We start from the raw sequence: 25,270 nt of genomic DNA, 5'->3' as shown, positions 1-25,270 counted from the left end.
TCGGAGAGCGTCTGCGCGACTCTTCGCACTGCACTCACGTTCCCGTCACTGGCGGGTGATCGTTCGAATAAGGAAGGATGCATGGCGCTTCTGAAGATTTTTGTCGGCACGATGTATGGCGGTTCACTGGATGTGGCCGAGCAGGTTCAGCCGTTGTTCGAGCAGGCCGGCTATACGGTCGAGGTGCTCGACCAGCCGACACTGGCCGACCTGACTGACGCGCGCCCTGATCTGGCGCTGTTCGTCACCTCCACTACCGGCAGTGGCGATGTGCCGGGCAACCTGACCGGCTTCCTCAATGCGCTGTCTGCCGAGTCCCCGGCGCTGGATTGGCTGCGTTACGGTCTGATCGCCCTGGGCGACAGCTCCTACGGCGAGACTTACTGTGGCGCGGGGCGTCATCTGGATGAGCGTCTGGCCGACCTGGGCGCCACGCGCCACGGCGAGCGTCTCGAGATCGACGCCATGGAAACCTTCATGGCCGACGACGCGGCGCTGCCGTGGGTCGAGAGCTGGATTCCGACCCTGCCGGCCACGGCCTGATACTGCGGCGGTGGGGTCGCCCGCCGCCTGCTTCTTCTGTTGTCCGTTCTTTCATCGAGACTGCTTCACATGCCGAAACTGAATCCTGATCATCCGCGTGCCCGCAACCTGACGCCGCAGCGCGTCTCCGTGCTGGCGGGTCTGGCGGTGGTAATGGTCGCCAATATTCCGCGTTTCCTGATGAGTGGCGAGAATACGCGTCTGATGCTGATCGTCGGCTTTGCCGTCGCCGTCAGCGCGCTGGGCATCTATATCTATCGCCAGCTGTCAGACACCGCCAAGGCCAAGGTGCCGACGATGATGCGTCGCCTGCTGGTCTGGCTGGTGGTGGGACTGGCGGCGATGGCGGCCTTCAACTTCGCTGCGCCGATGCTCAACCGTCCCCAGGAAGGTGCGCTTGAGGTGCTGGTCGATGGCCTGACGCTGGGCCTGCTGGCGCATGTGATCAGCATGTGGATGCAGCGCCGCCGTGGCGAGGAAGGCTGAGCCTCGACTCTTGAGGCCCTTGAGGTCTTCGAGGCCCTGTCAGCAAGATCTTCCAGACAGACCTTGTAGACTGGTCTTGCAGAGGTAGCAGCACGTACCAACAAGAACGCCCCGATCAGCGATGATCGGGGCGTTCTTGTGATGGCGCTCTTGTGATGGCTGATGAGGTGACGACACGCCTCAGCGTGCCATCACCGGGCCATTTACTTGCACAGGGTGTAGCAGGGCACGTAATCGCTGCCCGGCAGCTTCATGCGGCCCTGGGCGACGAAGGAGGTGAGCAGGGCGTCGAGACGCTCCATCAGCTCGGCTTCGGCGGTCAGGCGGAAGGGGCCGTCGCGCTCGATCTCCTCGATGCCTTCCTTCTTGACGTTGCCGGCGACGATGCCCGAGAAGGCACGACGCAGGTTGGCCGCCAGTTCGTGCACCGGCTGGTTGCGGTGCAGCGCCAGGCCCGACATGTTGGCGTGGGTCGGCGCGAAGGGCTGCTGGAAGTGCGGGGCGATATGCAGACGCCAGTTGTAGTAGAAGGCATCCTGATGCTGGCGACGGAATTCCGCCACCTCGTCGATGCCACCGCGCATGGTGCGTGCCACCTCGACCGGATTGTCGATGATGATGGTGTAGCGCGAGCGCGCTTCCTCGCCCAGGGTGTAGGCGATGAACTCGTCGATCTGCTTGAAGTACTCGGCGCTGGACGCCGGGCCGGTGAAGATGACCGGGAACGGCAGCTCGCTGTTTTCCGGGTGCAGCAGAATGCCGAGCAGATAGAGAATCTCTTCGGCGGTGCCCACGCCGCCCGGGAAGACGATGATGCCATGTGCGGTACGCACGAAGGCTTCAAGGCGCTTCTCGATGTCCGGCATGATGATCAGTTCATTGACGATCGGGTTGGGCGATTCGGCGGCGATGATGCCCGGCTCCGAGATGCCCAGATAGCGACCTTCGGTGCGACGCTGCTTGGCGTGCGCGACGTTGGCGCCCTTCATCGGGCCCTTCATGGCGCCCGGGCCACACCCGGTGCAGATGTCGAGGTCACGCAGGCCGAGGTGGTAACCCACGTCCTTGGTGTACTCGTATTCCTCGCGGTTGATGGAGTGCCCACCCCAGCAGGTGACCAGACTCGGCTCACGCGAGGACTTCAGCGCCCCGGCGTTGCGCAGGATATGGAACACCGCATTGGTGGTGCCTTCGGTGGTCGTGAGATCGAAACGCGGAGTGTTCTGGATCTCGTTGGCCACATAGACGATGTCACGCAACACGCTGGAGAGATGCTCGCGAATGCCGCGGATCATCTTGCCATCGACGAAGGCATCGCCGGGCGCATTGTCGAGCTTGAGGCGAATGCCGCGGTCCTGCTGCAGCACCTCGATCTCGAAATTCTTGTGTGCGTTGAGCACCGCGACGCTGTCATCGGTCTGGCTGCCGCAGTTGAGCACGGCCAGTGCACAGCGGCGCAGGATGTCGTGCAAGCCGTTGGAGGAGGTATCGCGCAGGCGATTGACCTCATCCTGGGAGAGCACTTCCAGGCTGCCTTCCGGCGAGATGATGGTCGAGACCAGCATGGAGCTGGCATCACGTGAATAGGTCGTCGCTTCGCTGGTGACAGAATTCATGACTGTCTTCCTTGTGTCAGGCGCCCACGGTGGTCTGGGCGCGTTTCCGGGCTTCTGCCCAGAGTTCAGCAATGCGCTCGCGGTCGTCCACGCTCATGCTGTCCTGGGCAAAGGCGTGCTGCATCCACTCTTCAAAGGTGGCGTCAAAGTCTTCCGCGACCACATCCTCGGGATCGTAATCGGCGTTTTCCAGCACCAGTTCCACCTGGGGAATCATGTACCCCAGCGGGAACAGGTCATTTTCGGCACAGTCGCTTTCCATGGCGAGCAGCGCCTTGTGAATGGCTTCGCCGCGTGCAGCCAGAGCATCAGACATCTAGAGCATCTCGTGTTTCGGGCCAGTCCGAAGATTGGCCAGGACAGGGGTAAAGCGCCGGGCCCTGGCGCGTCGCCGTGGCGTTGAACACGGCAGACGCAGCCAAGGTGGCAGCTGGCATTGTCCATGATGCTAACACGCGAGAGTGGCGGGGCGCAGCGCTGCGCATGGCGGCCAGCTCTGGTAGAATCATGTGCTTTGCGGGTCGGTGGCACCTGTGCAGACATGGCAGTTGCGTCATGCAGGTCGTCGCCGGCAACACGATGCGCCGAGTCGCGTCCCCCGTTCGTGAGTGGTCAGTGCCTTCATGTTCAACGCCCAGTATTTTCGTACCTTCATCACACTGGTGGAGACCGGCAGCTTTACCCATACCGCGCGCAAGCTGGAGATGACCCAGCCCGGCGTCAGCCAGCATATTCGCAAGCTGGAGCAGTATCTGGGCCGCTCGCTGCTCAATCGCCAGGGACGCAAGTTCTCGCTGACCGCAGCGGGGCGTCGCTGCTATGACTACTCCATCAAGCTGTTCGCCGAGCACACCCAGTTCATGCACTCGCTGGATGATGACTCCCCGGACAGTGGCGAATGTCGCGTGGCCAGTCCCTCAAGCGTCGGGCTGATGTTCTATCCGTTCACGCTGGGCTATCAGCAGCAGCACCCGGGGCTGACGGTCAGCTACAGCTTCGCCTTCAATTCCGAGATCGTGCAGGACGTGCTGGCGGGTCGCTTCGACCTGGGCATCGTCACCGAGCCGGTCAAGCATCCGGACCTGAACTTCGAGCTGTGGCATCAGGAGCCGCTGTGCCTGGTAGTGCCCGCCGACTTCGCCGGCAACAGCCTCAATGAGCTGATGGCGCTGGGCTTCATGAATTACGCCGATGGCGTCAACAATGCCAGTGCCTTGTTGCGAGAGAACTTCGCCGGCGAATTCCGCTCCATGAGCCACTTCCCGCAGCAGGGCTTCACCAACGATATCGGCATGGTGCTGGACGCCGTGGCGCGTGGTCTGGGCTTCACCGTCGTCTCGCGCACGGTGCTGGAAACCTCGCCGTGGCAGCGTCAGGTGCGCGAGATGCCGCTGACCGAAGCCGTCTACGAGAACCTCTACATCGTGACGCGTGACAATGCCGAGGTGCCGCGCCGCTACGAGCAGTTGCTGGGCGAATTCCGCCTGCAGCGTCGCAACACGCTCTACGGCTACGCTGATGCGCCGGAAAGCTTCGACAACATGGACTTCGACAGCATGGTGTAACGCCTCGCGTCGTCATCTGCGCCTCCCGAAAGCCCGCTCCTCATGAGCGGGCTTTTTCGTGTCTCGCCGTCGCCATCTGCGCCGCGTGTGGCGTCGCCCTTTGTGCACCACCTGGTTCCAGCCACTGCCGCCGCCTTGCGACCAAGGCCTGATGCGGGGGCGGCGTGCTGCGTGGGATGCTGAAAGCCAGCGCCTGGTTATTACAGACCTGGCTATTTCAGGCTTGGTTATTACAGCTCTGGCTATTACAGCCCTGGCTATTTCAGGCTTGGCTATGCTTGGCTCAGTCAGCGTCTTGCCAGCGCCTTGTTTGCTCATTTCGTGGTGTCTTGCCCATCAGGAGGTTCTGCCGTCGTGTCTTTATCCGGTTCTCGCTCCAGTGTCACGCCTCATGCTCCGTCAGCCTCCGCAGCCTCCACTGCTTCCGAGGCAGCAGCCGCGCCTGTCGCAGCAGCTGCATCAAGCGAGGTCTTCTCGCTGCTGGCGCGTATGGAGGTCGGCGAGCTGAGCCCGGAGCAGCATGCCGAGGTCGCGCGTCGCTGTCGCTGGCCTGACTGGCAGTCGCGCCAGATGAGCGCCAGCCAGGCCGCCGAATTGATTCACGATGGCATGACGGTGGGCATGAGTGGCTTCACGCGGGCGGGGGAGGCCAAGGCTCTGCCGCTAGCGCTGGTCGAGAAGGCGCGTCGCGAGCCGTTCTCCATCACGCTGATGACCGGCGCCTCGCTGGGCAATGACCTCGACGGCCAGATGGCGGACGCCCACATGCTGGCGCGGCGCATGCCGTTTCAGGTCGACCCGGTGCTGCGCCGTGCCATCAATGCCGGCGAAGTCATGTTCATGGACCAGCACCTGTCCGAGACGGTGGAGCTGTTGCGCAATCATCAGCTGAGTGACATGAATGTCGCGGTGATCGAGGCCAGCGCCATCACCGCCGATGGCGGCATCGTGCCGACCACCTCGGTGGGCAACTCGGCCAGCTATGCGATTCTCGCCGACAAGGTGATCATCGAGCTCAATCTCGAGTCGCCGGCGGCGCTTGAAGGGCTGCACGACATCTACATTCCGCAGATGCGCCCCAGCCGGCAGCCGATTCCGGTGGTCGCGCCGGATTCGCGCATCGGCACGCCCTATATCCCGATGGACCCCGCCAGAATCGCCGCCATCGTGCTGACCCGCGGCAGTGATAGCCCTTCGACCTGCACGCTGCCGGATGACGGCACCCAACGCATGGCGGGCCATCTGGTCGAACTGCTCAAGCAGGAAGTCGCGCTGGGACGTCTGACACCGGCATTGCTGCCGCTGCAGGCGGGCATCGGCAGCATGGCCAACGCGGTGATGAGTGGCTTGAAGGAAGGGCCCTTCGAGCACCTGACCATGTACTCGGAGGTGCTGCAGGATTCCACCTTCGATCTGCTGGATGCCGGCAAGCTCGATTTCGCCTCCGGCTCCTCCATCACGGTCACCGAGGAGCGTGGCCGCACGTTGTGGAAGGACCTCGAACGCTATCGTGACCGCCTGATCCTGCGCCCGCAGGAGCTGTCCAATCATCCGGGCATCGTGCGGCGCCTCGGCGTGATCGCGGTCAATACGGCGCTGGAATTCGATATCTACGGCAACGTCAATTCCACCCATGTCTGCGGCACGCGGATGATGAATGGTATCGGCGGTTCCGGCGATTTCGCGCGCAATGCCCAGCTGTCGGTGTTCATCACCAAGTCACTGGCCAAGGGCGGTGATATCTCGAGCGTGGTGCCGTTCGCCAGCCACGTGGACCACACCGAGCACGATGTCGACATCCTGGTCACCGAGCATGGGCTGGCGGATCTGCGCGGTCTGGCGCCACGCGAGCGAGCGGTGCAGGTGATCGAGAACTGCTCGGACCCCAGCTATCGCCCTGCGCTGCGCGCCTACTTCGAGGAGGCGTGCCAGCGTGGCGGCCATACGCCACATTGTCTGGAACAGGCGCTGAGCTGGCATCGCGAGGTAGAGGTGAAAGGGCATATGCGCGCCATGCGCACGGCACCCGGGCCAAGTCTTGAAGAAGCGACCCCGTCGCTGCCGGACGCCACTGCCTGAGATAGCACATCAGGCAGGGCGCTCTCAGGCAGGGTGTTTGGGAGAAACAACCAGGACGAGCGCTAGCAGGCGGCCTACTGATCGAGGCCGTTTTCCAGGCGCTCGTCTTCGCATTCCGGGCTACCCATCTCGTAATCGCGGCACAGCTGCGGCCGGCGGTCATAGATGGTGCACATCAGCGTCTCGCGGTCGACGGCGGCACACCAGCCATCGTCGAGGCGGCGCATGACTTCGCCGCCCCATTCATCCTCGTCGATCAGGTAGTCCGGCACGCCGGTATCGGTGAGCAGGATGACCTCAAGCCGGCAGCAGCAGGCCTGGCAGTTGCTGCAGGCGATCTCGTGATTGGCGGGTGTCGCAGCGCCGGCAGTGGCCGGCGAGACGTCGGTAATCGGAATATTCATCGGGTCAGGGTCAGCCACAGTGAGTCAGGCACCAACATCGGCACGCTTCAGCCGGCAGTGAAACACACTCACGCGCGGATTACTTGTAGACCTTGTCGATGCCTTCCCAGTAAGTCTCGGGATCACGATCGCGCGTCATGTCATACAGCTGATAGCGGCGGTTGAGGCGTGCGCCACCATCGCGGGTCAGCGGTGCCCAGGCAAAGCCGGTGCTGCCCTTGCTGGAGGTGGTGAAGAAGGCATCCAGCGGGATGCTGACGTAGAGCCCCTTGTCGAAGCTACCCTCGCCGTAGTCATCGCCGGCATCGGTCAGGGTCGCCCAGGCGCCGACGCTGACACCGTTGGAGAAGCTGCGCGACAGGTCCAGCGTCGCGCCGACATCACCGGCCAGATAGCGCCCCACCGAGCCCTTGACCAGCACATCGTGCCAGCCGGACTGCCAGTAGGCGGTGGCGTGACCGGTGGTGACCGAGTAGTCACGCAGACCGAATTGCTGGTCGAACTCGCGCTGGCGGACGCGGTTGATGTCCAGCCCCAGCGCCAGCGAGCTGTTCATCGGGCGATAGAGCAGCTCGGCACCGACCCCGGCGTACATCATCTCGAGAATGCCGCCGTAGGCCTGGGCGTACCAGTCGCGCCCGAACTGGTGGGTGCGGTTGTACTGCAGGCTGGTGATGCCCAGGTCGGTTTCCTTGATGTATTCCCCGACGTAGGTGCGCACGCGCGGCAACTCGGAATCGGCGATGTACTCGTAGCTGTCGAAGTTGTCGGCGAGCTGATAGGTCGCCACGCCGGTGAACCAGCCATTGCGGTCGGTGCGCCACAGGGCGTCCAGCTGCAGGTTGAGCTGATAGAGGTAGCCATCGGGACCGCCGAAGTTCTGTTTGAGGCTCGGCGAGAAGCCCCAGCTGAAGCCGAACGGCTCGCGCGCCAGCTTGACGCCATCCCCTGTCGCCTGGCGTGCCGCATCATCGGCGCTATTGGGCGAGGTGGCACGGGGCGAGGCGGCGTGGGCAGTGATGGAGTGCTCGTATTCGGCGCCGAAGCGACGGTCATTGGCGGCGGCCACGAAGGGCTGGCGCGGATGCTCATCTTCGCGCAGCGCCAGACCATTGCTGCTCAGACGATAGCGGAAGGTGGTGATCTCGGCGGGCAGGCGGTTATGCAGCACGCGGTTGGCGCGGCCTTCGGCCTGCAGGTCATCGCGGAAGCGCGTCGCCTCGGCCTCGACGATCAGGGTGTCGCCCTCGACCCGCAGCTGTGACACCTCAAGGCCGCTCTGGGCGCGCAGGGTATCGGCCAGTGCGTCCCAGTCGACGTCGGCAAGACGCGGGAGACCTTCTGCCTCTGGGTCATCAGCCGCGCCCGGCTCGAGCGGGGAGTCCGCGGGCGCGCCGCCGAACGAGTCGAGTGTCAGCAGGCGGCCTTGTTGATCCTTATTCGCTGACGGCTCCTTACCCGCTGACGGCTCTCCATGCGCTGAGGGCTCTCTGTTCGCTGAAGGCTCTCCATGCGCTGAAGGCTCTTTATGGGCCGACGGCTCTGCCGTCACGCCTGCCGAATGGGCCGTGCTGGCGGTGGAGGGCGCCGTGCTCGAGGAGGTGTTCGCGTTGAGCGAGCGCACGCGGAAGGCCTCGGGTGTCTGGTCGTTGCGATAACGGCTGTGGGTGCTGGGGGCGACCGCTTCCGGCGTGCCGTCGTCCTTGGCCTGGGCGAGCCCGGCCAGATTGGTCGACAGCGACAGCCCGAGCATGGCGGTGTTGCCTCGCTCCCAGCCGCCATGCAGCGACAGGTTGTCATTGACCTTGACGGTCGCGCCCAGATTGACCGGCGAGTCCTGCTCGATCTCCACCGTCAGTGGCTCGTCGGAGTAGTCATTGCCTTCGTATTCCAGCATCAGGGTCAGCGGGTCCCAGGGCGTCTGGTATTCGATGCCGCCGAAGACGGCCGGGCTGCCGCTGAACATGCTGCCGAGCTGGAAGTCGCCGCCGTCATCGCTGGTCGAGTCGCTGCGCGTCTCGAGACTGCTTCTCACCACTGCCAGCGGATTGCTGAAGTCGCCGCGCGTGCCCAGATAGCCCCAGCCGAGGCCCAGGCTGAAGTCGAGGTCGCCGTAGCGCTTGCTGGCGACCAGATACTCGGAGCTGAACAGGCCCGTACCGCCGAGATCTCGCAGACCCACCGCGACTTCGGGCTGATAGCGGCCTTCCTGCAGCAGGCGGAACTTGGTGTCGAAGGATTTATCCAGGTAGTCGCGGTCCGGGGCGGCCGCGCCATAGCTGACGGTTTCCACCGAGACATAGCGAAAGCCCAGCTCCATCCAGTCGAAGGGTGCCGCGTTGACGCTGAAGCGCTTGTAGGGCTGGGTGCGGCTGTAGGTGAAGCTCAATTCGCCCTGGGGCGCAAAGCGCGCCGTGGGCGTCTGCATCAGACCCACGCCACCGAAGTCGCTCTGGGATTCGCCGGTCGCCGCATGGGCGATCTGCGCGCCCAGCAATCCGCCCGCCATGCCGAGTGCCAGCCAGCCATTGCGTGCCAGGGCAGGGCGCTGCTCGGGGCGTGAGTGCGTAACGTGATTGGCAGGGCGAAAAGGACTCGACATGGGCGTCTCGCATGCACGCAAGCCAGGGGCTCACGTACGTGAATAAGGGATTGGGTTCGCGGGTCAGGCGCAGTGTGCTGCGCCGGGGCAGGCTCGACGGCTAGCGCGGGGGCGTCGGCAGCTTCGCGGCGTCCAGCTGCCAGCTCTGGCAGGCATGGCCCGGCAGGCGGCTGGCGAGCCAGGCCGGTAGCGCCTCGTTCACCCACTGCTGCGCGGTGTCGATGCCCGGCGTGCTGATCACCACGCTGGCGCCGGGGGCGACGGGCAGGTCGGCATCGCCGCTGGTCAGACGATTCCAGCTCGCCACCGGGCGGGTCAGCACCTGGCCCTGCGGCGTCACCAGGCTGCCCTCGACGGCTGGCCCGATACCGCCGGCAGCGGCGCGCTCATCGATCAGCGCGTCCAGACTGAGATTCGGCGTCCACTTGCGCTCGTGAACGCCGGTGGCGTCCAGAATCACCACGCTGCGCGGCGCCTGGCAGGCACCGACCACCATGCCCGGGGCGATGCGAATCGCCTGCGGGCCATCGCGCATGTCGCGGCGCGGGTCGAGCTGACCGGGCAGGCGTGCCACCACGGCGTCAGTGTCCGGCGCGCGGCCCTGCTCGACATAGGCCTGCCAGGCCTGCAATGCCTCGGCGTAACGCGCCTGAGGGCTAGCGTCCTTCGCGCCGACGGCGTAGCGCGCCGCGATCAGTTCGAGCTCGGCGCTGACGCGGTTGGCCCGCGCGGCCATCTGCTGGCGAATCAGCGGCGTGCTGACGAAGCTGTAGCGCCAATCCAGCGCTTTTGACGGCGCCAGGCCATCCCATTGCGCCTGCAGCACCTGACTGGCCAGCGGCGTGCTCGCGGCGCTGAACGGCAGCGGGGTGTCAGCAGCGCTCGCCAGGGGCGCGGCCAGCAGTGCGCTCAGCCCGAGTGGCAGCAGGAGGGCGGCGCTGTTCAGGCGGGCCAGTGATGACAGGCGGGCCAGCGATGCGAAGACGGGGATCACCATGCCTTGGCGACCTCCCAACCGAACCGCGGGCCATCGGGCCAGGCCGTCATGTCGGCCGCCCAGACGCGGTTCTCGTCGCGCCACAGGTCATTGCGCGTGGTGCTGCCATCGTCCCAGCTCAGAATCTCGCGGCAGTGCTGCAGCGGCAGTTCTGCCAGCGGCAGCGAATATGGGGCGGCGGCCTCGCATTCGAGTCGCGCCGTGGCCTCGTGTACCTGCATCACGGCGACGTCGTCCTGGCGCTGGCTGCCGGTGGAGGCGGCATCCTGACGCTCCAGCCGACGCGGGTAGGGGGACAGCGCACTGACACTGACCTGATAGGTCGTGCCACTGGCCATCAACCAGGCCGGACGCGCCAGAGCGCGCCCGGTAGTACTTTGCTCACGCCTGTCTGCCACATCACGCGCAAAGCCTGAAGTGGCGGACAGGACGCCATCGCGCAATTCGAGGATGCCGCGGTCGCGACTCTCGAAACGCGCGATGCGCCCATTGCCTTCCAGCGTCGCCAGAACCACCAGCGCGGTGCTGTTGGCATGCTTCAGCTTGAGGGAGGCATAGGGCAGCTCGCTGGCACGTGTGGCGTCAAACTCGTCCTTGCCCATCACGTCACCGAGCGAACTCGAGACGATCTGGGCACAGCCGGACAGCGACACCAGGCACGCGAGGGTACCGAAGGCCGCCAACGACCTGCTGCGCAGAGCACGGGAGACCACCGAGGTAGCTGCCGTGCCCCACGCAGGGCTTGAGAACGTGAAGCGTTGCGTCGCACGTGCCGTCTTCATCAGCGAGTCCCGGTTGAACCAGTGGTGCCGGTTGTCCCGGTGGTACCGGTCGTGCCAGTGCCGCCGCCGACGGTGCCGGTGGCCGCACCTGCAGCGACGCTGCCGCTGCTGGCGCTCGGCGTCACGCTGCCGGTGGCATTCTGGCTGGCAGTGCCGGTGCCGGCTGCGCTACCTGTCGGCACAGTGCCGGTAGTCCCAGTCGTGCCGGTGGTCCCAGTCGTGCCGGTAGTCCCAGTCGTACCGGTCGTACCGATGGTGCCGGTCGCACCCTGAGGCGCTTCTTCTTCCGCGATGGCATTGCCAGCGAGAAGCAGGGCACCTGTCAGGCCGATGATGGCTCCGAGATGTGTCTTGCGCATGGATAACTCTCCTTGATGAGCATTGTCGGCGGTCAGCCGACCAGGGAGGGATGTCAGACCACGATGTGATGACTCAAGGACTGAGGCATCGGCGTCGAGGCTGCCAGCAGATGCTGGCGATCATCCAACCCTGCTGCTGAAGATATCGATAGAGGAGAAGAGCGCCGTCCCTGACACCATCCCTGGCATCCTCCGTGGCGCGACCTCGTCCTGAGGTGTTCCTGTCATGACCGTATTCCCTGGTCATGCGCTTGCCGAAATTCATCGTTGCGCCTTGCTGTCTGCGCCTGACAGTCCTGTCAGGTATCAGCCGCAGAGCGGTTGATGCAGGAAGTCCTTCTCCACACAGACACAAAGCCGATGAGTCGTGGCAAAGCGAGGCTCATGTTAACGAGAATATGTGAACTGTCTAGCGTGAAGACTTGCGTATTATTCGCGTTGATCGCTTGACGATTATTTATGTAAAAAAGAGTAATTGGGGTGTGGATGATTGGCGACGTGGCTGTCGATGTTCCACCGGGCGCTACGCCAGACGGGGTCCGCGTGGCGACTGGAATCCTGCGCTTGAGTGTGTCGCATTGCCGACGAAATGGGGCTTGGGGTGTCTGTCATCGGCAACGCGTCTTTCGTGGAAGTGGCGACATCGAGCGTACTTGCGGCGCTACAAACCAATGTTTTTATTGGATTTTTGTAACAGGGCGCTGATTGGCGGGAGGCGTGTATCAGGTAAAATGCACGGCAGACAGGGTTTGGTCACCTTGCCAAAAACGCCACGAATGGCGTGATCCAATGCACGGCGATGCCACGGCATTGGTGTTACTGATTCAGCGGCGGATCCTCTGGCAGCTCCATGGGTCGTGGGCTGTGGTCGAAAGAGGTGTGCCGCATTTCGGTAAAAAAACTATAGAAAGTTTGCTCTGCAATGGCGCTGAAGATATTGCCCAAATGACAGCAAGAGTGGCATGAAGGCCGCCATGCAGAGAGTGGTGTCAGAGCCGCAAGTGGAAAGCACATTGAATGCACCTACCGTCTGAGCATCGCCGGTTGCGGTTCAGGGTCGTGTTTCGTACATCTTGAGCGATGCGCCTACATTCTGACTGGGGATGACGGCGGGATATGACAAGCCATGTGCATGATTCATATGGCGGAAATATCGCTGTAAGCGTTGCGGATCACACTGGCGCAGCGTGAATGAGGTCGCAGCGGCCAGTCGCAAGACGCCGAGACCGCCAGGGTCCGGTACCTAAATGCACGAGGGCCCACCCTCGGCAGCCGCGTGACAGCCAGGCAAGGCCGGCGACACGCATGACGCAGCAGGAACTGAAGACGTTATCGAATCCATCCCGGCGGCCATGTGCGGCGGGGGAAGGCGCGATGATCATGGCACTGGGGTGCCGGGTCATCGGGCCTGTCGACTCAACGGACTTCAGATGAAAAATGCACTGATAGCACGACTTCTGGGCGCCAGCTTGAGCATCGGCGCCCTCACCGGGCTCGCCGGGTGCGTCTTCGCCCCCGGTGGCAACATCGACTACGACACCAGCGCTGCGCCGGTGGACGACATCGTCGATGTGGAACCGATCACCTTTGGCCTGATCAAGGCCCAGGCGCGCGCAGACGCCGAATCACGCCAATCCAGTGGCGATGACAGGCAGCGTCGTGAGCTTGAAAAGGCGCTGGCCCAGGAGCTCAACAGCAGCACGCGCGCCAGCCTGGCACCGGACTATCAGTACCGTGTCGGCCCCGGCGACATCCTGACCATCATCGTCTATGACCATCCCGAGCTGACCTTGCCGACGGGTTCCGAGCGCAGTGCGCAGGAAGCCGGCAACGTCGTGCACGCCGATGGCACGCTGTTCTATCCCTATGTCGGTCGCGTCAAGGTCAGTGGCATGACGCTGGACCAGATTCGCCGTGATCTCGGCGAGAAGCTGCAGCCCTATCTCAACGCGCCGCAGATCGACGTCAAGGTCGCCGCCTTCCGCAGCCAGAAGGTGCGGATCACCGGCGAGGTCCAGTCTCCCGGCGTGCAACCGATCAGCGATGTGCCGCTGAGCCTGCTGGACGCCATCGCGGCGGCGGGTGGTCTGTCCGAAGACGCCGATTGGCACAACGTGGTGCTCAAGCGCAATGGCGAAGAGACCACCATCTCCCTCTATGAGCTGCTGGCCGAGCGCAATGGCGCCAACGATGAGGCGGGCAATGACCGCCTGCTCAAGGATGGCGACACCCTCTACGTGCCGGACGTCGGTACCCAGAAGGTGTTCGTGATGGGCGAGGTGGACAAGTCCATCAGCCTGCCGCTGGGCAGAAGCCCGATCTCGCTGACCGATGCCATCGCGCGTGCCGGCGGCATCAAGGAAAACTCCGCCGATGCGTCGGGCATCTTCGTCATCCGCCGTGATCGTGAAGACCCCGAGAAGCTGGCCACCGTCTATCAGCTGGATGCGCGCAATTCCACGGCGCTGATTCTGGGCGCGGACTTCGGCCTCAAGCCGCAGGACGTCGTCTATGTCACCGCCGCACCGGTCTCGCGCTGGAACCGTGTGATTACCCAGCTGCTGCCGACGGTGAGTTCCATCTACTACAGCACCGAAATCCAGGACAACCTCGATACCCTCGGCCAGTAAGGCGAGGGGTCGTCAAGGCGTCCCTGCCCGGCACCGCCGTGGCCGGGCAGGACACCAGGAGAGTGACCCAACGATGTCGAACCGCAATTCCCACACCACGCGTCAGGCCTCGGCCAGCGAGTCGTCAAGCGTGCCCGCGCGCACCAGTCTTGATCTCGGCCGCATGCTGGGCCAGCTGTATGACAGCCGTCTGACGCTGGCGCTGATCACCGGCACCTTCACCGTGCTGGCGGTGCTCTACGCGCTGCTGGCCACTCCGATCTACAAGGCCGATGCGCTGGTGCAGGTCGAGGAGGGCGGCGGCAACATGAACCCGCTGCGTGATGTCTCCAGCCTGCTGCGTGGCGAGGCACCGCCGTCCGAGTCCGAGATCCAGATCATCACCTCACGCCTGGTGCTGGGCGAGACGGTCAAGAAGGAGCAGCTGGATCTGGTGGTCAAGCCGTATCAGTACCCGCTGATCGGCACCTTCCTGCGCACCCACGAATTCGCGCGTCCGAGCTGGCTTGCCGGTTCCAGCATGGTCTGGGCCGGCGAGTCGATCGACGTGGCCAGCCTGGAAGTGCCGGCGGCCTGGGACGATGTGCCGCTGACGCTGGTATCGCTGGGAGAGGGCGGTGAGTACGAATTGCAGTACGACGGCGATGCGCTGGGCACCGGTGTGGTCGGCGAAGCCTCACGCTTCGATGGCCCGCTGGGCGAGGTGACGCTCAAGGTCAGCGCACTGGACGCGGCCAGGGGCGCTGAATTCACGCTGATGCATCAGTCGACCCTGGAAGCGACGAATGCGCTGCGTTCACGCTTCGCGGTGGCCGAGATGGGCAAGGAAACCGGGGTGCTGGGCCTGGCGCTGGTCGGCGAAGACCCGCTGCGCACCCAACAGACCCTGCAGCGCATCACCGATACCTACCAGCAGCAGAACATCGAGCGTCAGTCCGCCGAAGCCGAGAAGTCGCTCGAGTTTCTCAAGAAGCAGGTGCCGACGGTGCGTGAACGCCTCGAAGTGGCCGAGAACCGTCTCAATGCCTATCGCGGCAAGAGCGATAGCGTGAATCTGGATCTCGAGACCAAGTCGGTGCTCGAGCAGCTGGTCAATATCGACAATCAGATCAACGAGACCCAGCTGGAAGAAGCGGAGCTGTCCGGCAAGTTCAACCCCAGTCACCCCAACTACGTGGCGCTGCGCAAGAAGCGTGCGGACCTGCAGCGCACCCGCAAGGAGCTGGAGAAGCAGGTCGGTGATCTGCCGGACACCCAGCAGGAAATCCTGCGTCTGGAGCGTGAAGTCGAGGTCAACCAGCAGATCTACGTGCAGCTGCTCAACAAGACCCAGGAAATGAACATCGCCCAGGCCAGCACCATCGGCAATATCCGCATTCTGGACGAGGCCGTCGCACAGCCACATCCGATCAGCCCGCGCAAGGCGATGATCGTGGTGATCGCGACCCTGCTGGGCGGCATGCTCGGGGTGGTCTTCGTGCTGCTGCGCTCCATGCTGCATCGCGGTATCGAGACGCCGTCGGAGCTTTCCGACCTGGGCCTCAATGTCCACGCGACCCTGCCGCTCTCCGAAGAGCAGGCACGCCTCAATCGTCGTCTGGCGCGTGGCTTCAAGCGCTTCACCGGTCGCGGTGTCGCCGCAGCGGCCAATGACAATGTCGCACCGGGGCTGCTGGCGATCCGCAATCCGGCGGATCTCTCCATCGAGGGTCTGCGCGGTCTGCGCACCAGCCTGCATTTCGCGATGATGGAAGCCCCCGACAATCGCCTGATGATCTGTGGCCCGAGCCCGGGCATCGGCAAGAGCTTCGTGTCCGCCAACCTGGCCGCCGTCTGTGCCCAGGCCGGCAACCGGGTGCTGGTCATCGATGCCGACATGCGCCGTGGCCATGTCCACCAGAGCATGGCGGGTGTCTCGCCCAGCGACGCCGCACCGGGCCTGAGCGACTTCCTGCTCGGCAAGGCCGACCGCGACAGCATCGTGCGTGGCATCACTGATCCGAGTCTGGCGATGTCCGAGACCGCCGCTACGGCGCTTGGCGAAGGGGTGGCCGCCAACGGCGCGCCGAGCAACCTGTGCTATGTGGCGCGCGGTACCTCGCCCTCCAATCCGTCGGAGCTGCTGCTGCAGTCACGCTTCAGCGACCTGCTGACGTGGGCCAGCGCCAACTTCGACATGGTCATCGTCGATACACCGCCGATCCTGGCCGTCACCGATGCCGCCATCGTCGGCAAGCAGTGCGGTGTCAGCGTGATGGTGACGCGCTTCATGCATAACTCGCCCAAGGAAATCGAAGCGGCGCTGGAGCGCTTCGCCTCCAGTGGCGTGCACGTCGATGGCGCGATTCTCAATGCCGTCGAGCGCAAGGCCACCACGACCTACAGCTACGGCTACAGCTATCACGATTATCAGTACCAGGGTGGCGCCAAGGGTTAGCGGCCACTTGCATTAGAGCCCGCGAACCCGATGTCCGAGACTGCGTGCCTCGTTGGCAGTGGGGATCGGCAGTCGAGGCGAGAGCCGAGGCAGTACGGGTGAAGCATCGGGTAGCACGCCGTCGAGCGACGGCACCAGCGGCTCCGAGCGTGATGAACGGAACCACAACACGAACGCAAGCCAAGGGGGTAACGGCATATGAATACCACGACGAACCATGCAAGCTCCGGGCTGGAAGGGCGTCAGCGCCACTCCCGCATGTACGAGCGACTGATGTTCAACTCGCTGTGTCAGGCCATCGTCGGTCTGATTCTGGCAGTGGGTGTCCCGCTGCTGCTGATCAATGGCCTGCGCCCGTGGGTCAGCGAGATGCGCATGCACAGCGTCATCGCCGCCAGCGGCGGCTTCCTGCTCGCATTGCAGGCGATTCGTCACATGTCGCGCTACCCCGGCGCCAAGGCCTTCGCCTACGTGCTGCCGGCCATCACCATCAGCTATCTGCTGGCGATGAGCGTGCTGATCGCGCTGGATCTGCGCTTCAGCCGCATCGTGCTCGGCAGCTCGTGGCTGGCGGCGATGCTGATCTGCTCCATCGGCTTCTGGGCCGAGCAGCGCACCCGCATCCGCAAGCTGGCCGTGGTGCCCTTCGGTGACTACCGCAGCCTGTTCACCACCCGTGGGGCACGCTGGAACCTGATGCGCGCGCCGGATCTCGGCGAAGAGCGCTACAACGGCGTGGTCGCCGACCTGGAGGCCGAGATGCCGGCAGAATGGCAGCGTTTCCTGGCCAACTGCGTGCTGCATCGCATCCCGGTCTATGACGCCAGCGAAGTCCGCGAGTCGCTGACCGGCCGTGTCGAGCTCGATCAGGTGCGTGAGAACAGCTTCGGCCAGCTGGCCCCCAACAGTGAATATGAGCTGTTCAAGCGCCTGTTCGACATGCTGGCCGTGCTCGCCGTGGCGCCGTTCGTGCTGCCGATCTGCCTGGTGACCGCCGTGCTGATCCGTCTCGATTCGCCGGGTGGCGTGTTCTTCGTCCAGGAGCGTGTCGGCCAGGGTGGTCGTCCGTATCGCATGTTCAAGTTCCGCAGCATGTGCCACGACAGCGAGAAGACCGGCGCCCAGTTCGCCCAGGCCAATGACATGCGCGTGACCCGCATCGGTCGCGTGATCCGCAAGACCCGCATCGATGAGCTGCCGCAGTTCATCAACGTGCTCAAGGGCGAGATGAGCCTGATCGGCCCGCGTCCGGAGCAGGTCAAGTTCGTGAATGAATTCGCCGAACAGATCCCGTTCTACAACTACCGTCACGTGGTGCGTCCGGGCATCACCGGCTGGGCACAGGTCACTCAGGGCTATGCCTCTGACGCCGACGAGACCCGCGAGAAGCTCGAGCACGACTTCTACTACATCAAGCGCTTCTCCGTGTGGCTCGACCTGCTGATCGTCGGCCGTACCATCAAGACCATGCTGACCGGCTTCGGGGCACGCTGAGCATGCTGACCGTCAGTGGCTATTACGTCGGCTTCATGGCCCTGCTGGTGGCAATCCTGCCGCTGGCCGCCAACGAGCGCACCCGCATGGTGGGTGCCTGGTTGGCCGGTGGGCTGTGTCTGGCGTTCATGGCATTGCGTTACGACGCAGGGTACGACTACTTCTCGTACCGCCAGATGGCCACCTGGCAGGTCGACCTGAGCTTTCTCGAGCCCGCACCTGCTGCCCTGGCACGCATGGCGCGGGCCTGGGGCGAGCCGCAGCTGTTCTTCATCATCACCGCCATCCTCTACGTGTCGTGCTTCGTCTCGGCACTGGTGATGAGCCGTCGCAATCTGGCCTGGTGCCTGCTGTTCTTCGTCTGCCTGCCGCTGATCTATCTGTCGGCCTTCGGGTTCGTGAAGCAGCACGTGGCGATTGCGCTGTTCATGCTGGCGATGGCGTGTCTGGAGCGCGGCATGCGGCTGCCCGCGCTGGTGCTGATGCTCGTCGGCACCAGCTTTCACTACACCCTGGCACTGTATCTGCCCCTGCTGGTGATCTATCCGCTGCTGCGTCGTGCCTACCCGTTCTGGCTCTACCTGGGGCTGCTGCCACTGTGTTTCGTGGCCGGGCCGCTGGCCAAGAGCATTCTCAGTGCGCTGGGCCTCTATGCGCATTATTTCGAGGATTTCTCCGGCGGTGGCGAGAAGCTCTACGTCATCTACCTGTTGATCTGCCTGGGCACCCTGGTGATGTGGAAGCACTTCCGCCTGTCACTGGATCCCTGGGCCTTCAACCTGATGTTCATCGGCGTGGCGCTCTACACCCTGTTCATCACCTACGGTGAGCATGTGGCACGTGCCAGCTATTATTTCCTGCCGTTCGCCATCTTCGTCATCTGTGACGTGATCGAGCATTTCCGCGACAAGCTGTTGCCCAGCCTGATCAGCGGCGTGCTGATGATGGCGCTGTTCTTCATGTCGCTGAAGGTGGCGGCCGGCAATCAGGACCACGATTTCTTGAACAACTACGAGTTCTATTTCCTCAGCGATGAAGCCCTGGTCGTCGGCAACGGAGGCCAGTCATGAGCGAAGCGCTGATCTTCTCGCTGTTCAATCTGATGGCGCGCGGCCTGTCCTCCGCCGCGGGCCTGCTGCTGGCGCGTGCCGTGGCGCCGGAGGCCTTCGGTGAATACGCGCTGGCCCTCAACTACGCGGTACTGCTGGGCGTACTGGCGCGCATGGGCGGCAACGAGGTGTTGCTGGTCACCCGCGACGGCGCCAGCGCGTCGGCACTGCGCCGCTGGATGGGCGTCGGCATCTCGCTGTATGCCTTGCTGGCGATCGGCTTTGCCGTCGGCATCGCGCCGCTGCTGGGCCTGTCGGCCTTCATCTTCGCCTTCTGTGCGCTGCGTGCCGCGGCGGAGCAGGTCGGCCTGCAGATGATCAACTCGCGCCTGCAGCGTCAGGAGCGCCTGGGTCGCGTCAATCTGATGACGGTGCTGATCTCGCTGGCGGTGGCGATCGCCGTCGCCTGCGCCGCTGGGCCGGCGCTCTATCATCAGGGCGTCGAGCTTGTCACCGGCGCCGAGTTCAGCGCTGACCTGACCACCCCCGCCGGCATGTTCGGCCTGGCGCCGGTGCCGACCTTCGTGATGGTCAGCGCCATCGCGCTGGTCATCGTGATGGCGCTGGGCATGTGGCTGTCACGTGATGCGCTGGCGGATGCCCGGGCCGAGGCCGACGCGGCGGCGGGCCATGAGGGCGTGGGCCAAGAGGGCGCGGGCCAGCGTCGCCTGCCGAGCAAGGCGGATTTCGCGCGCGGTCGCGGCTTTCTCTACAACAACCTGATGTCGTTCGCCTACCTGCAGGCCTGGGTGATTCTGGCCGGGCTGGCCTTTGCGCCCGCTCAGGTGGCCAGTGTCTCGGTGGTGACCTCCATCGTGTTCGCGCTCTATGTCTTCCCCACCAGCCTGTATCGCTACTACCTGCCCAAGCTGACCCACGGCGATGCGCGCCTCAAGGAGTACCTGGTCATCGCCAGTGGCTTCGCGCTGCCGGTGGCGGGGGGGCTGGCGCTGATCGCGCCGTGGCTGGCGGAACACTTCCTGAGCGGCGCCTACCCGCGCCTGACCCTGACGCTGCGCGCCTTCGCGCTGGTCTATCTGGTGCACGCCTTCGTCACCTGCGCCTTCACGCGCCTGGCCGCGCTGCGCCTCAACGGCAAGCGCCTGCTGTGCCAGAGCACCGGCGCCACCCTGGTGGTCGGCGGGGGCCTTGCGATCGCGGCGCTCAACCACTCGCTGGGCAACGCGTCCGGCGACACCGGCAGCCTTCTGGGCGTCGATCTCTACAGCCTCTTCCTGTGTGTGCCGGTCGGCGCCGAAGTGGTGATGCTGGCGATGGCGATCCTCTTCCAGCCATCACTTTCCCGCGGTGGCAAGACACACGAAGACAACGCTGCGGCGAGTGCCTGAGTCTGACCGGGCTTCACGGGCGCAGCAGGAATCGGAAGGTCAGCATCTGTGCCTTCCGGTTGATGACATGACGGCGATGCCGGGCATGCAGACACAGCCCTCAGGCATCGCGCGTTCGAATCGCGACATTACGGACAGAAGGACGAACAGCATGGCCAAGATATGCATGACGCACGGATGGCATGACGACAACAAGGGCGACTCCGCCATCCTGATGGGTACCATCGACTTTCTCGATCAGCTGATCGATGCCGAACAGGGCCGCAGCGATGTCTCCGGCGCCGGCGTGGCCAAGGCCGAAGGCCACCGCATCGACATCCTGCCCATCGATGATCAGGTGTTCGCCACCGAGCGCGGCCCGTTCCGGCATATTCGTCGCCGCTACCGTGAACGCGTCACCGTCGGCCAGCCGCTGATGCCGCCGATGCGTGACAAGCTGCGCTTCGTGACCTCGCTGCTTGGCCTGGGCGCCAAGATGATGTTCGGCAAGCAGGGCAAGAGTGGCAACGACATCATCGACGCCGCGGACCTGGTGGTCGTCAAGGGCGGCCATATCTTCCACAACGGCAGCTTCAAGAAGACGCTGTCCTCATGGCTGGCGCTGATCGGCTATCTGGCGCCGGTGATGCTGGCCCGCAAGGCCGGCAAGCGCGTCTTGCTGCTGGGTCACTCCTTCGGCCCGTTCAAGACCCCGGCCCAGGAGCGCTTCTTCCTGCGCACCCTGAGCGATTGCCTGGTGGTCTCGCGTGAGGAAATCACCCACGCCATGACCCAGAAGGCCGACCCGAAGCTGCCGCACGCGCTGCTGGGCACCGACATGGCCTTCGCCATGGCCCCGCGTGCCAGCGACGAGCATGCCGCGGTCAAGGCGCCGAATGGCGTGGCCTCGCCGTATGCCGTTATCACCCTGCGCGACTGGTGGGGCCTGGATCAGCAAGCCTTCGCCGAGCGTGTCGAGGTGCTGTCGCGCTCACTGCTGGAATCCCGCGAGCGTCTGGGCATCGAGCGCCTGCTGGTGGTACCGCACGTGCTGGGCCCGACCGATATCGAGAATGACCAGCGCATCTCCCAGCTGGTGTTCGATCATCTGCAGAAGGCCTTGGCCACGGCGGGCGGGGAAGACCTCGCCACGCGTATCGAGCTGGTGCAGGGCGACCCGAGCCCGGACGCGCTGGTCGATCTCTACCGCGATGCCCAGTTCCTGGTCGGCACCCGCTTCCACTCGGTCATCTTCGCGCTGATGTCCGGCACGCCGGTCTACGCGCTGTCCTACTGTGGCCCCAAGGCGCCGGGCATCATGCGTGACTTCGGTCTCGGCGACAGTGTGCAGGACATCGAGAACTTCGACCCGGCACGCATCGTGGCCGATATCGAACAGCTGGTCGCCGACAAGGCCTTCCCGGCGCTGGCCGAGAAGGTCATCGCCGAGAAGCTGGCGATCACCGCCGATATCACGCGCGACTTCCTGCGTCGTGCACCGGGACGTTCCGGCGTCTGGGGCCAGCGTGAATTGAAGCTCAATGACGCTGCCTTCCCGGCACCGGTGGCGCCCAAGCCAGCTGCTGCCGAGGCGGCCATGGCTGCGGATGCGCCTGCCGGCGACAACAGCGCAACTGCCGCTCATGACAGCGAGCCTGTCGTGCGAGGAGCCTGATATGGCACATGTCGCTCTGTTGATCCAGGACATCAGTGCCTGTGGTGGCGTCGAGAAGGTGATGCATGGTCTGGCGCGGGATCTGAGCGCCAGCCACCGAGTCACGCTGGTCTCGGTGCGCGAAGGCGAGCCGTACTGGGGGCGTCTGGAGGGTGTCGAATATCGCACCCTCGGACTGCCGGCCACCGGCACGCGCCAGAACTTCCGCCATTGGGTGACGCATCTGCGTCGCCTGATGCTGGAGGAGCGGATCGAGGTAATGGTCAGCGGCTACTTCGCCTTCCATCTGGCGGCGCAGCTGGCGGCACGCGGCACCGGTGGCGTCGATGGCGAGGGGCGTCCGCGTCCGCGCACGCGCATCATCGCCCAGGAGCACAGCGCCTATCATCACGACCGCCGTGCCAAGCGCATCGTCAAGCAGCTGGCCTATCGCCACCTCGACGTGCTGCAGGTGCTCAATGAGGTCGATGCCGAATGCTGGCGTCGCCGTGGCCTCACGCCGACGGTGATTCCCAATTATCTGGACGACCAGCGGGCGGACGAGGCACGCAGCGGCTGCGAGCATCAGGTCGATGTGGTGATGGTCGGGCGTCTGGCGCCGATCAAGCGCCTCGATCTGGCGATTCGTGCCTTCGCGGATTCCGGCTACCGTCGCGGTCGCCTGGTGGTGGTCGGCGACGGCCCGGAGCGTGAACGTCTGCTGGCGCTGTGCAACGAGATGGGACTGCGTGTCTTCCAGGGCGCCAACGACAGCACGGTGCCTGCCGGCACTCAGGTGCTGTTCACCGGCGCGCTCAGGGATGTCTCCCACGAGCTGCGGCGTGCACGCCTGTTGCTGCTGACCTCGGAGCGCGAATGCCTGCCGATGAACGTGATCGAGGCCAAGCGTGAGGGGCTGCCATGCCTGTCGCGCCCGGTGCGCTCCGGCCCGCTGGCGCTGATCGAGCATGGCCGTGACGGGATGCTCAGCGCGGAACCGGATGGCAGCGGGGATGCCGCCATCATCGCCGAGCTGGCCCACGAGCTGGCGCGCCTCGAGTTCGATGACGAGCTTCTGCTGCGCCTCTCAAGCGGTGCTTGGCAGAGCTTTGATCGCTACAGCGCGCACGCGGTGCTGCCGCAATATCAGCGTCTGATCTCGCGTCTCGCGCCGCCGACGCCCGGCGATGCGGCGACTAACGGGCAGGCGCGTCAGGACTCATCCGCAGACACGCGCCCAGACACACACTCGCGTCGCGTTCAGCGACAGCCGCTTGAGGAGAAGGCCCATGGCTGATGTCTCCGTCATCATGCCCAACTACGGCTATGACCGCCGCCTGCACGCCGCCGTCGACTCGGTACTGGCCCAGAGCGAGCCGGTACGCGAGATCCTGATCAGCGACGATGCCTCGCCGGACGGTGCCGCCAGTCGTCTGCGTGATGACTTCGCGGCGCTGGACACCGCTGGCGTCGAGATCCGCGTGCTGGAAACCGACACCAACGGTGGCCCGGGCCGGGCACGCAACCGTGCCATCGCCGAGGCCAGGGGCCGCTATATCGCCTTTCTGGATGCCGATGATGCCTGGCTGCCCGAGAAGATCGAACGCCAGATCGCCTTCATGCAGGACACCGGTGCCGGGCTTTCCTACACCGGCTACGAGATGGTCGACGAGCAGGGCGAGCACGTCTCGTACTTCGCGCCGCCCGAGCGCCTGACGCGTGACGACATGCTGCGCTCCAACTCCATCGGCTGCCTGACCGCCATCTATGACGCCGGTCGTTATGGGCGCTTCTACATGCCGACGATCCGCAAGCGTCAGGACCTGGCGCTGTGGCTGATCATCATCGGTCAGCTGGGCCCGGCGCAGGGCATGCCGGAACCGCTGGCGCGCTATACGCGTCGCGAGAGCAGCGTGTCGTCCAACAAGTTCAAGGCCGCCGCCTATCAGTGGCGTCTGTATCGTGAGGTGCTGGGGATGGATGTGATCAGCGCCAGTCGCAACTTTGTCCATTACGCGGTGAACGGTTATGCAAAACATCGTTGAACAGGATGTCGCGGCGTCCGCGACACCTTCCACCGAGTCCACGGCGGCTTCCCGCCACGCCGATGCAAGCGCGCAGCCGCCCCTCGATTCGCGCCCGCGCGTGCTGGTCGGGGCACGCCAGGTGGATGACAGCGCGCGTCGCCAGGTGCCGGAGCTGACCTTCCTGATCTCGACCCTGGATGACGGCCTCTACAGCGTGCCGCGTCATGATGCGCTGCCCGGGGCGCGCTTTTTGATCGTGCATCAGCTGTCAGACCCCGCAAGCCGCGAGCAATATCGCGAGTACGCGCTGGCCAATTTCGACAGCCGTTTCGAGTACCTGGCGATCGACGGGCGGGGCCTGTCGAAGAGTCGCAATACGGCGCTGGCCGCCTGTGCGACGCGATACGCCTATGTGCTGGATGACGATATCGAGCTGCATCCCCAGGCTGTCGCGTTGGTGATGGAAGCCTTCACCTGCACCGAAGCGGCCGCGATCAGCTTCCCCCACGTCAAGGCCTTCCCGCTGCATGAGCGAGACCCGGATCGGCCCGCGCCGCCGGTGTCCTTCAAGACCCACAGCCTGATGTCACTGGCGCGCGTGCGCTCGGTCGACATGGCGCTGGATCTCTGCCAGTTCCATGCACGCTTCGATGAGCAGTTCGGCCTGGGCACTGATCAGCCCTCCGGCGAGGAGTTCATCGTGCTGAGCGATGCGCGTCGTCAGGGCGCGCGTCTGATGCGTGCCAATCTGGGTATCGTCGCTCATGCGGGGGTCACCTCCGGCAGCGACTTCTACAGCACGCCGGCCAAGGCGCGCACCAAGGGGCGCATGTTTGCCCGCGCCACCGGCAGTCGTTTCTCGCCGTTGTCATTGGCCTTTTTCCTGCGCAAGGCGCCGGTCGCCATGAAGCATGGCCACCTGGCGACCTTCGCGAAGCATTACTTTCGCTGATGGCTGCCGCACCGCTGACGGCTCTCATTTGCTGATGGCTCTGATTTGATGACGACTCTAGCGCGAAGGCATGGCCATCCATGAGGTGGCCATTGCCGCCCGGGTAGTCAATTGATCAAGCGGCATATCAGGGAAGTTGCGGCAGGCAGGATCAGAAAGATAAGTCACAAGTTATATAGGGTCATGTTTTGGATCATATTGCGCCC

General features: G+C 64.4%; 20 protein-coding genes. 13 read left to right on the top strand and 7 right to left on the bottom strand.

Translation table 11 applies throughout. The annotated features are described in order from the left end of the window. Positions 1-81 precede the first annotated feature (81 nt). Together HA399_RS11480 and HA399_RS11475 are read left to right on the top strand one after the other, a co-directional pair. Positions 82-543 (top strand): flavodoxin domain-containing protein, encoded by a 462-nt coding sequence (locus HA399_RS11480; protein WP_043334117.1) that lies wholly within the window; start codon positions 82-84, stop codon positions 541-543. A 69-nt stretch (positions 544-612) separates the two neighbouring features. Continuing rightward, positions 613-1,029, top strand: a complete 417-nt coding sequence (locus tag HA399_RS11475) for a hypothetical protein (RefSeq protein WP_054556270.1) — start codon at positions 613-615, stop codon at positions 1,027-1,029. A gap of 203 nt (positions 1,030-1,232) precedes the next feature. On the opposite strand, the gene ppnN is transcribed toward HA399_RS11475, so the two are convergent. Continuing rightward, on the bottom strand, positions 1,233-2,645 hold the full coding sequence (gene ppnN, locus HA399_RS11470; RefSeq protein WP_277876238.1) for a nucleotide 5'-monophosphate nucleosidase PpnN: 1,413 nt from the start codon (positions 2,643-2,645) through the stop codon (positions 1,233-1,235). Positions 2,646-2,661: 16 nt separating this feature from the next. Next, positions 2,662-2,961 (bottom strand): hypothetical protein, encoded by a 300-nt coding sequence (locus HA399_RS11465; protein WP_043334118.1) that lies wholly within the window; start codon positions 2,959-2,961, stop codon positions 2,662-2,664. A 307-nt stretch (positions 2,962-3,268) separates the two neighbouring features. On the opposite strand from HA399_RS11465, the gene HA399_RS11460 reads away from it, so the two are divergent. Continuing rightward, the gene (locus HA399_RS11460) at positions 3,269-4,210 is read left to right on the top strand and encodes a LysR family transcriptional regulator (protein WP_043334148.1); all 942 of its coding nucleotides are present in this window, start codon (positions 3,269-3,271) and stop codon (positions 4,208-4,210) included. A 354-nt stretch (positions 4,211-4,564) separates the two neighbouring features. Further along, positions 4,565-6,289 carry an acetyl-CoA hydrolase/transferase family protein gene (locus tag HA399_RS11455; RefSeq protein ID WP_404325055.1) on the top strand — a complete coding sequence of 575 codons (1,725 nt, stop codon included), beginning with the start codon at positions 4,565-4,567 and terminating at the stop codon, positions 6,287-6,289. Between the two features lie 74 nt (positions 6,290-6,363). Here the strand turns inward: HA399_RS11455 and HA399_RS11450 are convergent, their stop codons facing one another. The 5 genes from HA399_RS11450 to HA399_RS11430 all read right to left on the bottom strand — a co-directional run bounded on the left by HA399_RS11450 (position 6,364) and on the right by HA399_RS11430 (position 11,433). Next, the gene (locus HA399_RS11450) at positions 6,364-6,693 is read right to left on the bottom strand and encodes a YkgJ family cysteine cluster protein (protein WP_054556269.1); all 330 of its coding nucleotides are present in this window, start codon (positions 6,691-6,693) and stop codon (positions 6,364-6,366) included. A 79-nt stretch (positions 6,694-6,772) separates the two neighbouring features. Continuing rightward, positions 6,773-9,295, bottom strand: coding sequence for a YjbH domain-containing protein (locus tag HA399_RS11445; protein ID WP_404325054.1), 2,523 nt, complete (start codon positions 9,293-9,295; stop codon positions 6,773-6,775). 100 nt (positions 9,296-9,395) lie between these two features. Continuing rightward, entirely contained in the window at positions 9,396-10,292 is an 897-nt protein-coding gene (locus HA399_RS11440) for a hypothetical protein (RefSeq protein WP_404325053.1), read from the bottom strand. Next, on the bottom strand, positions 10,286-11,074 hold the full coding sequence (locus tag HA399_RS11435) for a YjbF family lipoprotein (RefSeq protein ID WP_404325052.1): 789 nt from the start codon (positions 11,072-11,074) through the stop codon (positions 10,286-10,288). Before HA399_RS11435 ends, HA399_RS11440 begins: the two co-directional genes overlap by 7 nt. Beyond that, complete coding sequence (locus HA399_RS11430) at positions 11,074-11,433, bottom strand: hypothetical protein (protein WP_404325051.1); 360 nt, start codon at positions 11,431-11,433, stop codon at positions 11,074-11,076. Before HA399_RS11430 ends, HA399_RS11435 begins: the two co-directional genes overlap by 1 nt. Before the next feature lie 1,430 nt (positions 11,434-12,863). Between HA399_RS11430 and HA399_RS11425 the strand changes: the two genes are divergently transcribed. The 9 genes from HA399_RS11425 to HA399_RS11385 all read left to right on the top strand — a co-directional run bounded on the left by HA399_RS11425 (position 12,864) and on the right by HA399_RS11385 (position 25,064). Next, positions 12,864-14,063, top strand: a complete 1,200-nt coding sequence (locus HA399_RS11425) for a polysaccharide export protein (protein WP_213114537.1) — start codon at positions 12,864-12,866, stop codon at positions 14,061-14,063. Positions 14,064-14,136: 73 nt separating this feature from the next. After that, positions 14,137-16,500 carry a GNVR domain-containing protein gene (locus tag HA399_RS11420; protein WP_404325050.1) on the top strand — a complete coding sequence of 788 codons (2,364 nt, stop codon included), beginning with the start codon at positions 14,137-14,139 and terminating at the stop codon, positions 16,498-16,500. Between the two features lie 198 nt (positions 16,501-16,698). Further along, entirely contained in the window at positions 16,699-17,994 is a 1,296-nt protein-coding gene (locus HA399_RS11415) for a sugar transferase (RefSeq protein ID WP_054556262.1), read from the top strand. 2 nt (positions 17,995-17,996) lie between these two features. Further along, a complete protein-coding gene (locus HA399_RS11410; RefSeq protein WP_131432419.1) occupies positions 17,997-19,064 on the top strand; it encodes an EpsG family protein in 1,068 nt (355 codons plus the stop codon). Beyond that, complete coding sequence (locus tag HA399_RS11405; RefSeq protein WP_404325049.1) at positions 19,061-20,452, top strand: hypothetical protein; 1,392 nt, start codon at positions 19,061-19,063, stop codon at positions 20,450-20,452. The genes HA399_RS11410 and HA399_RS11405 overlap by 4 nt, the downstream gene beginning before the upstream one ends. 151 nt (positions 20,453-20,603) lie before the next feature. Beyond that, complete coding sequence (locus HA399_RS11400; protein ID WP_404325048.1) at positions 20,604-22,106, top strand: polysaccharide pyruvyl transferase family protein; 1,503 nt, start codon at positions 20,604-20,606, stop codon at positions 22,104-22,106. A 1-nt stretch (position 22,107) separates the two neighbouring features. Next, positions 22,108-23,382: a glycosyltransferase gene (locus HA399_RS11395; protein ID WP_404325047.1), complete on the top strand. Its 1,275-nt coding sequence runs from the start codon at positions 22,108-22,110 to the stop codon at positions 23,380-23,382. Continuing rightward, positions 23,375-24,130 (top strand): glycosyltransferase family 2 protein, encoded by a 756-nt coding sequence (locus tag HA399_RS11390; protein WP_279832758.1) that lies wholly within the window; start codon positions 23,375-23,377, stop codon positions 24,128-24,130. The genes HA399_RS11395 and HA399_RS11390 overlap by 8 nt, the downstream gene beginning before the upstream one ends. Next, positions 24,114-25,064, top strand: a complete 951-nt coding sequence (locus HA399_RS11385) for a glycosyltransferase family A protein (RefSeq protein ID WP_404325045.1) — start codon at positions 24,114-24,116, stop codon at positions 25,062-25,064. The genes HA399_RS11390 and HA399_RS11385 overlap by 17 nt, the downstream gene beginning before the upstream one ends. The last annotated feature ends 206 nt before the right edge of the window (positions 25,065-25,270 follow it).

This window comes from Cobetia sp. UIB-001 (assembly GCF_044789135.1).
GTDB classification, from domain to species: domain Bacteria; phylum Pseudomonadota; class Gammaproteobacteria; order Pseudomonadales; family Halomonadaceae; genus Cobetia; species Cobetia amphilecti.
The sequence above is the reverse complement of the archived record's forward strand: the minus strand, read 5'-3'. Positions and strand labels throughout refer to the sequence as shown.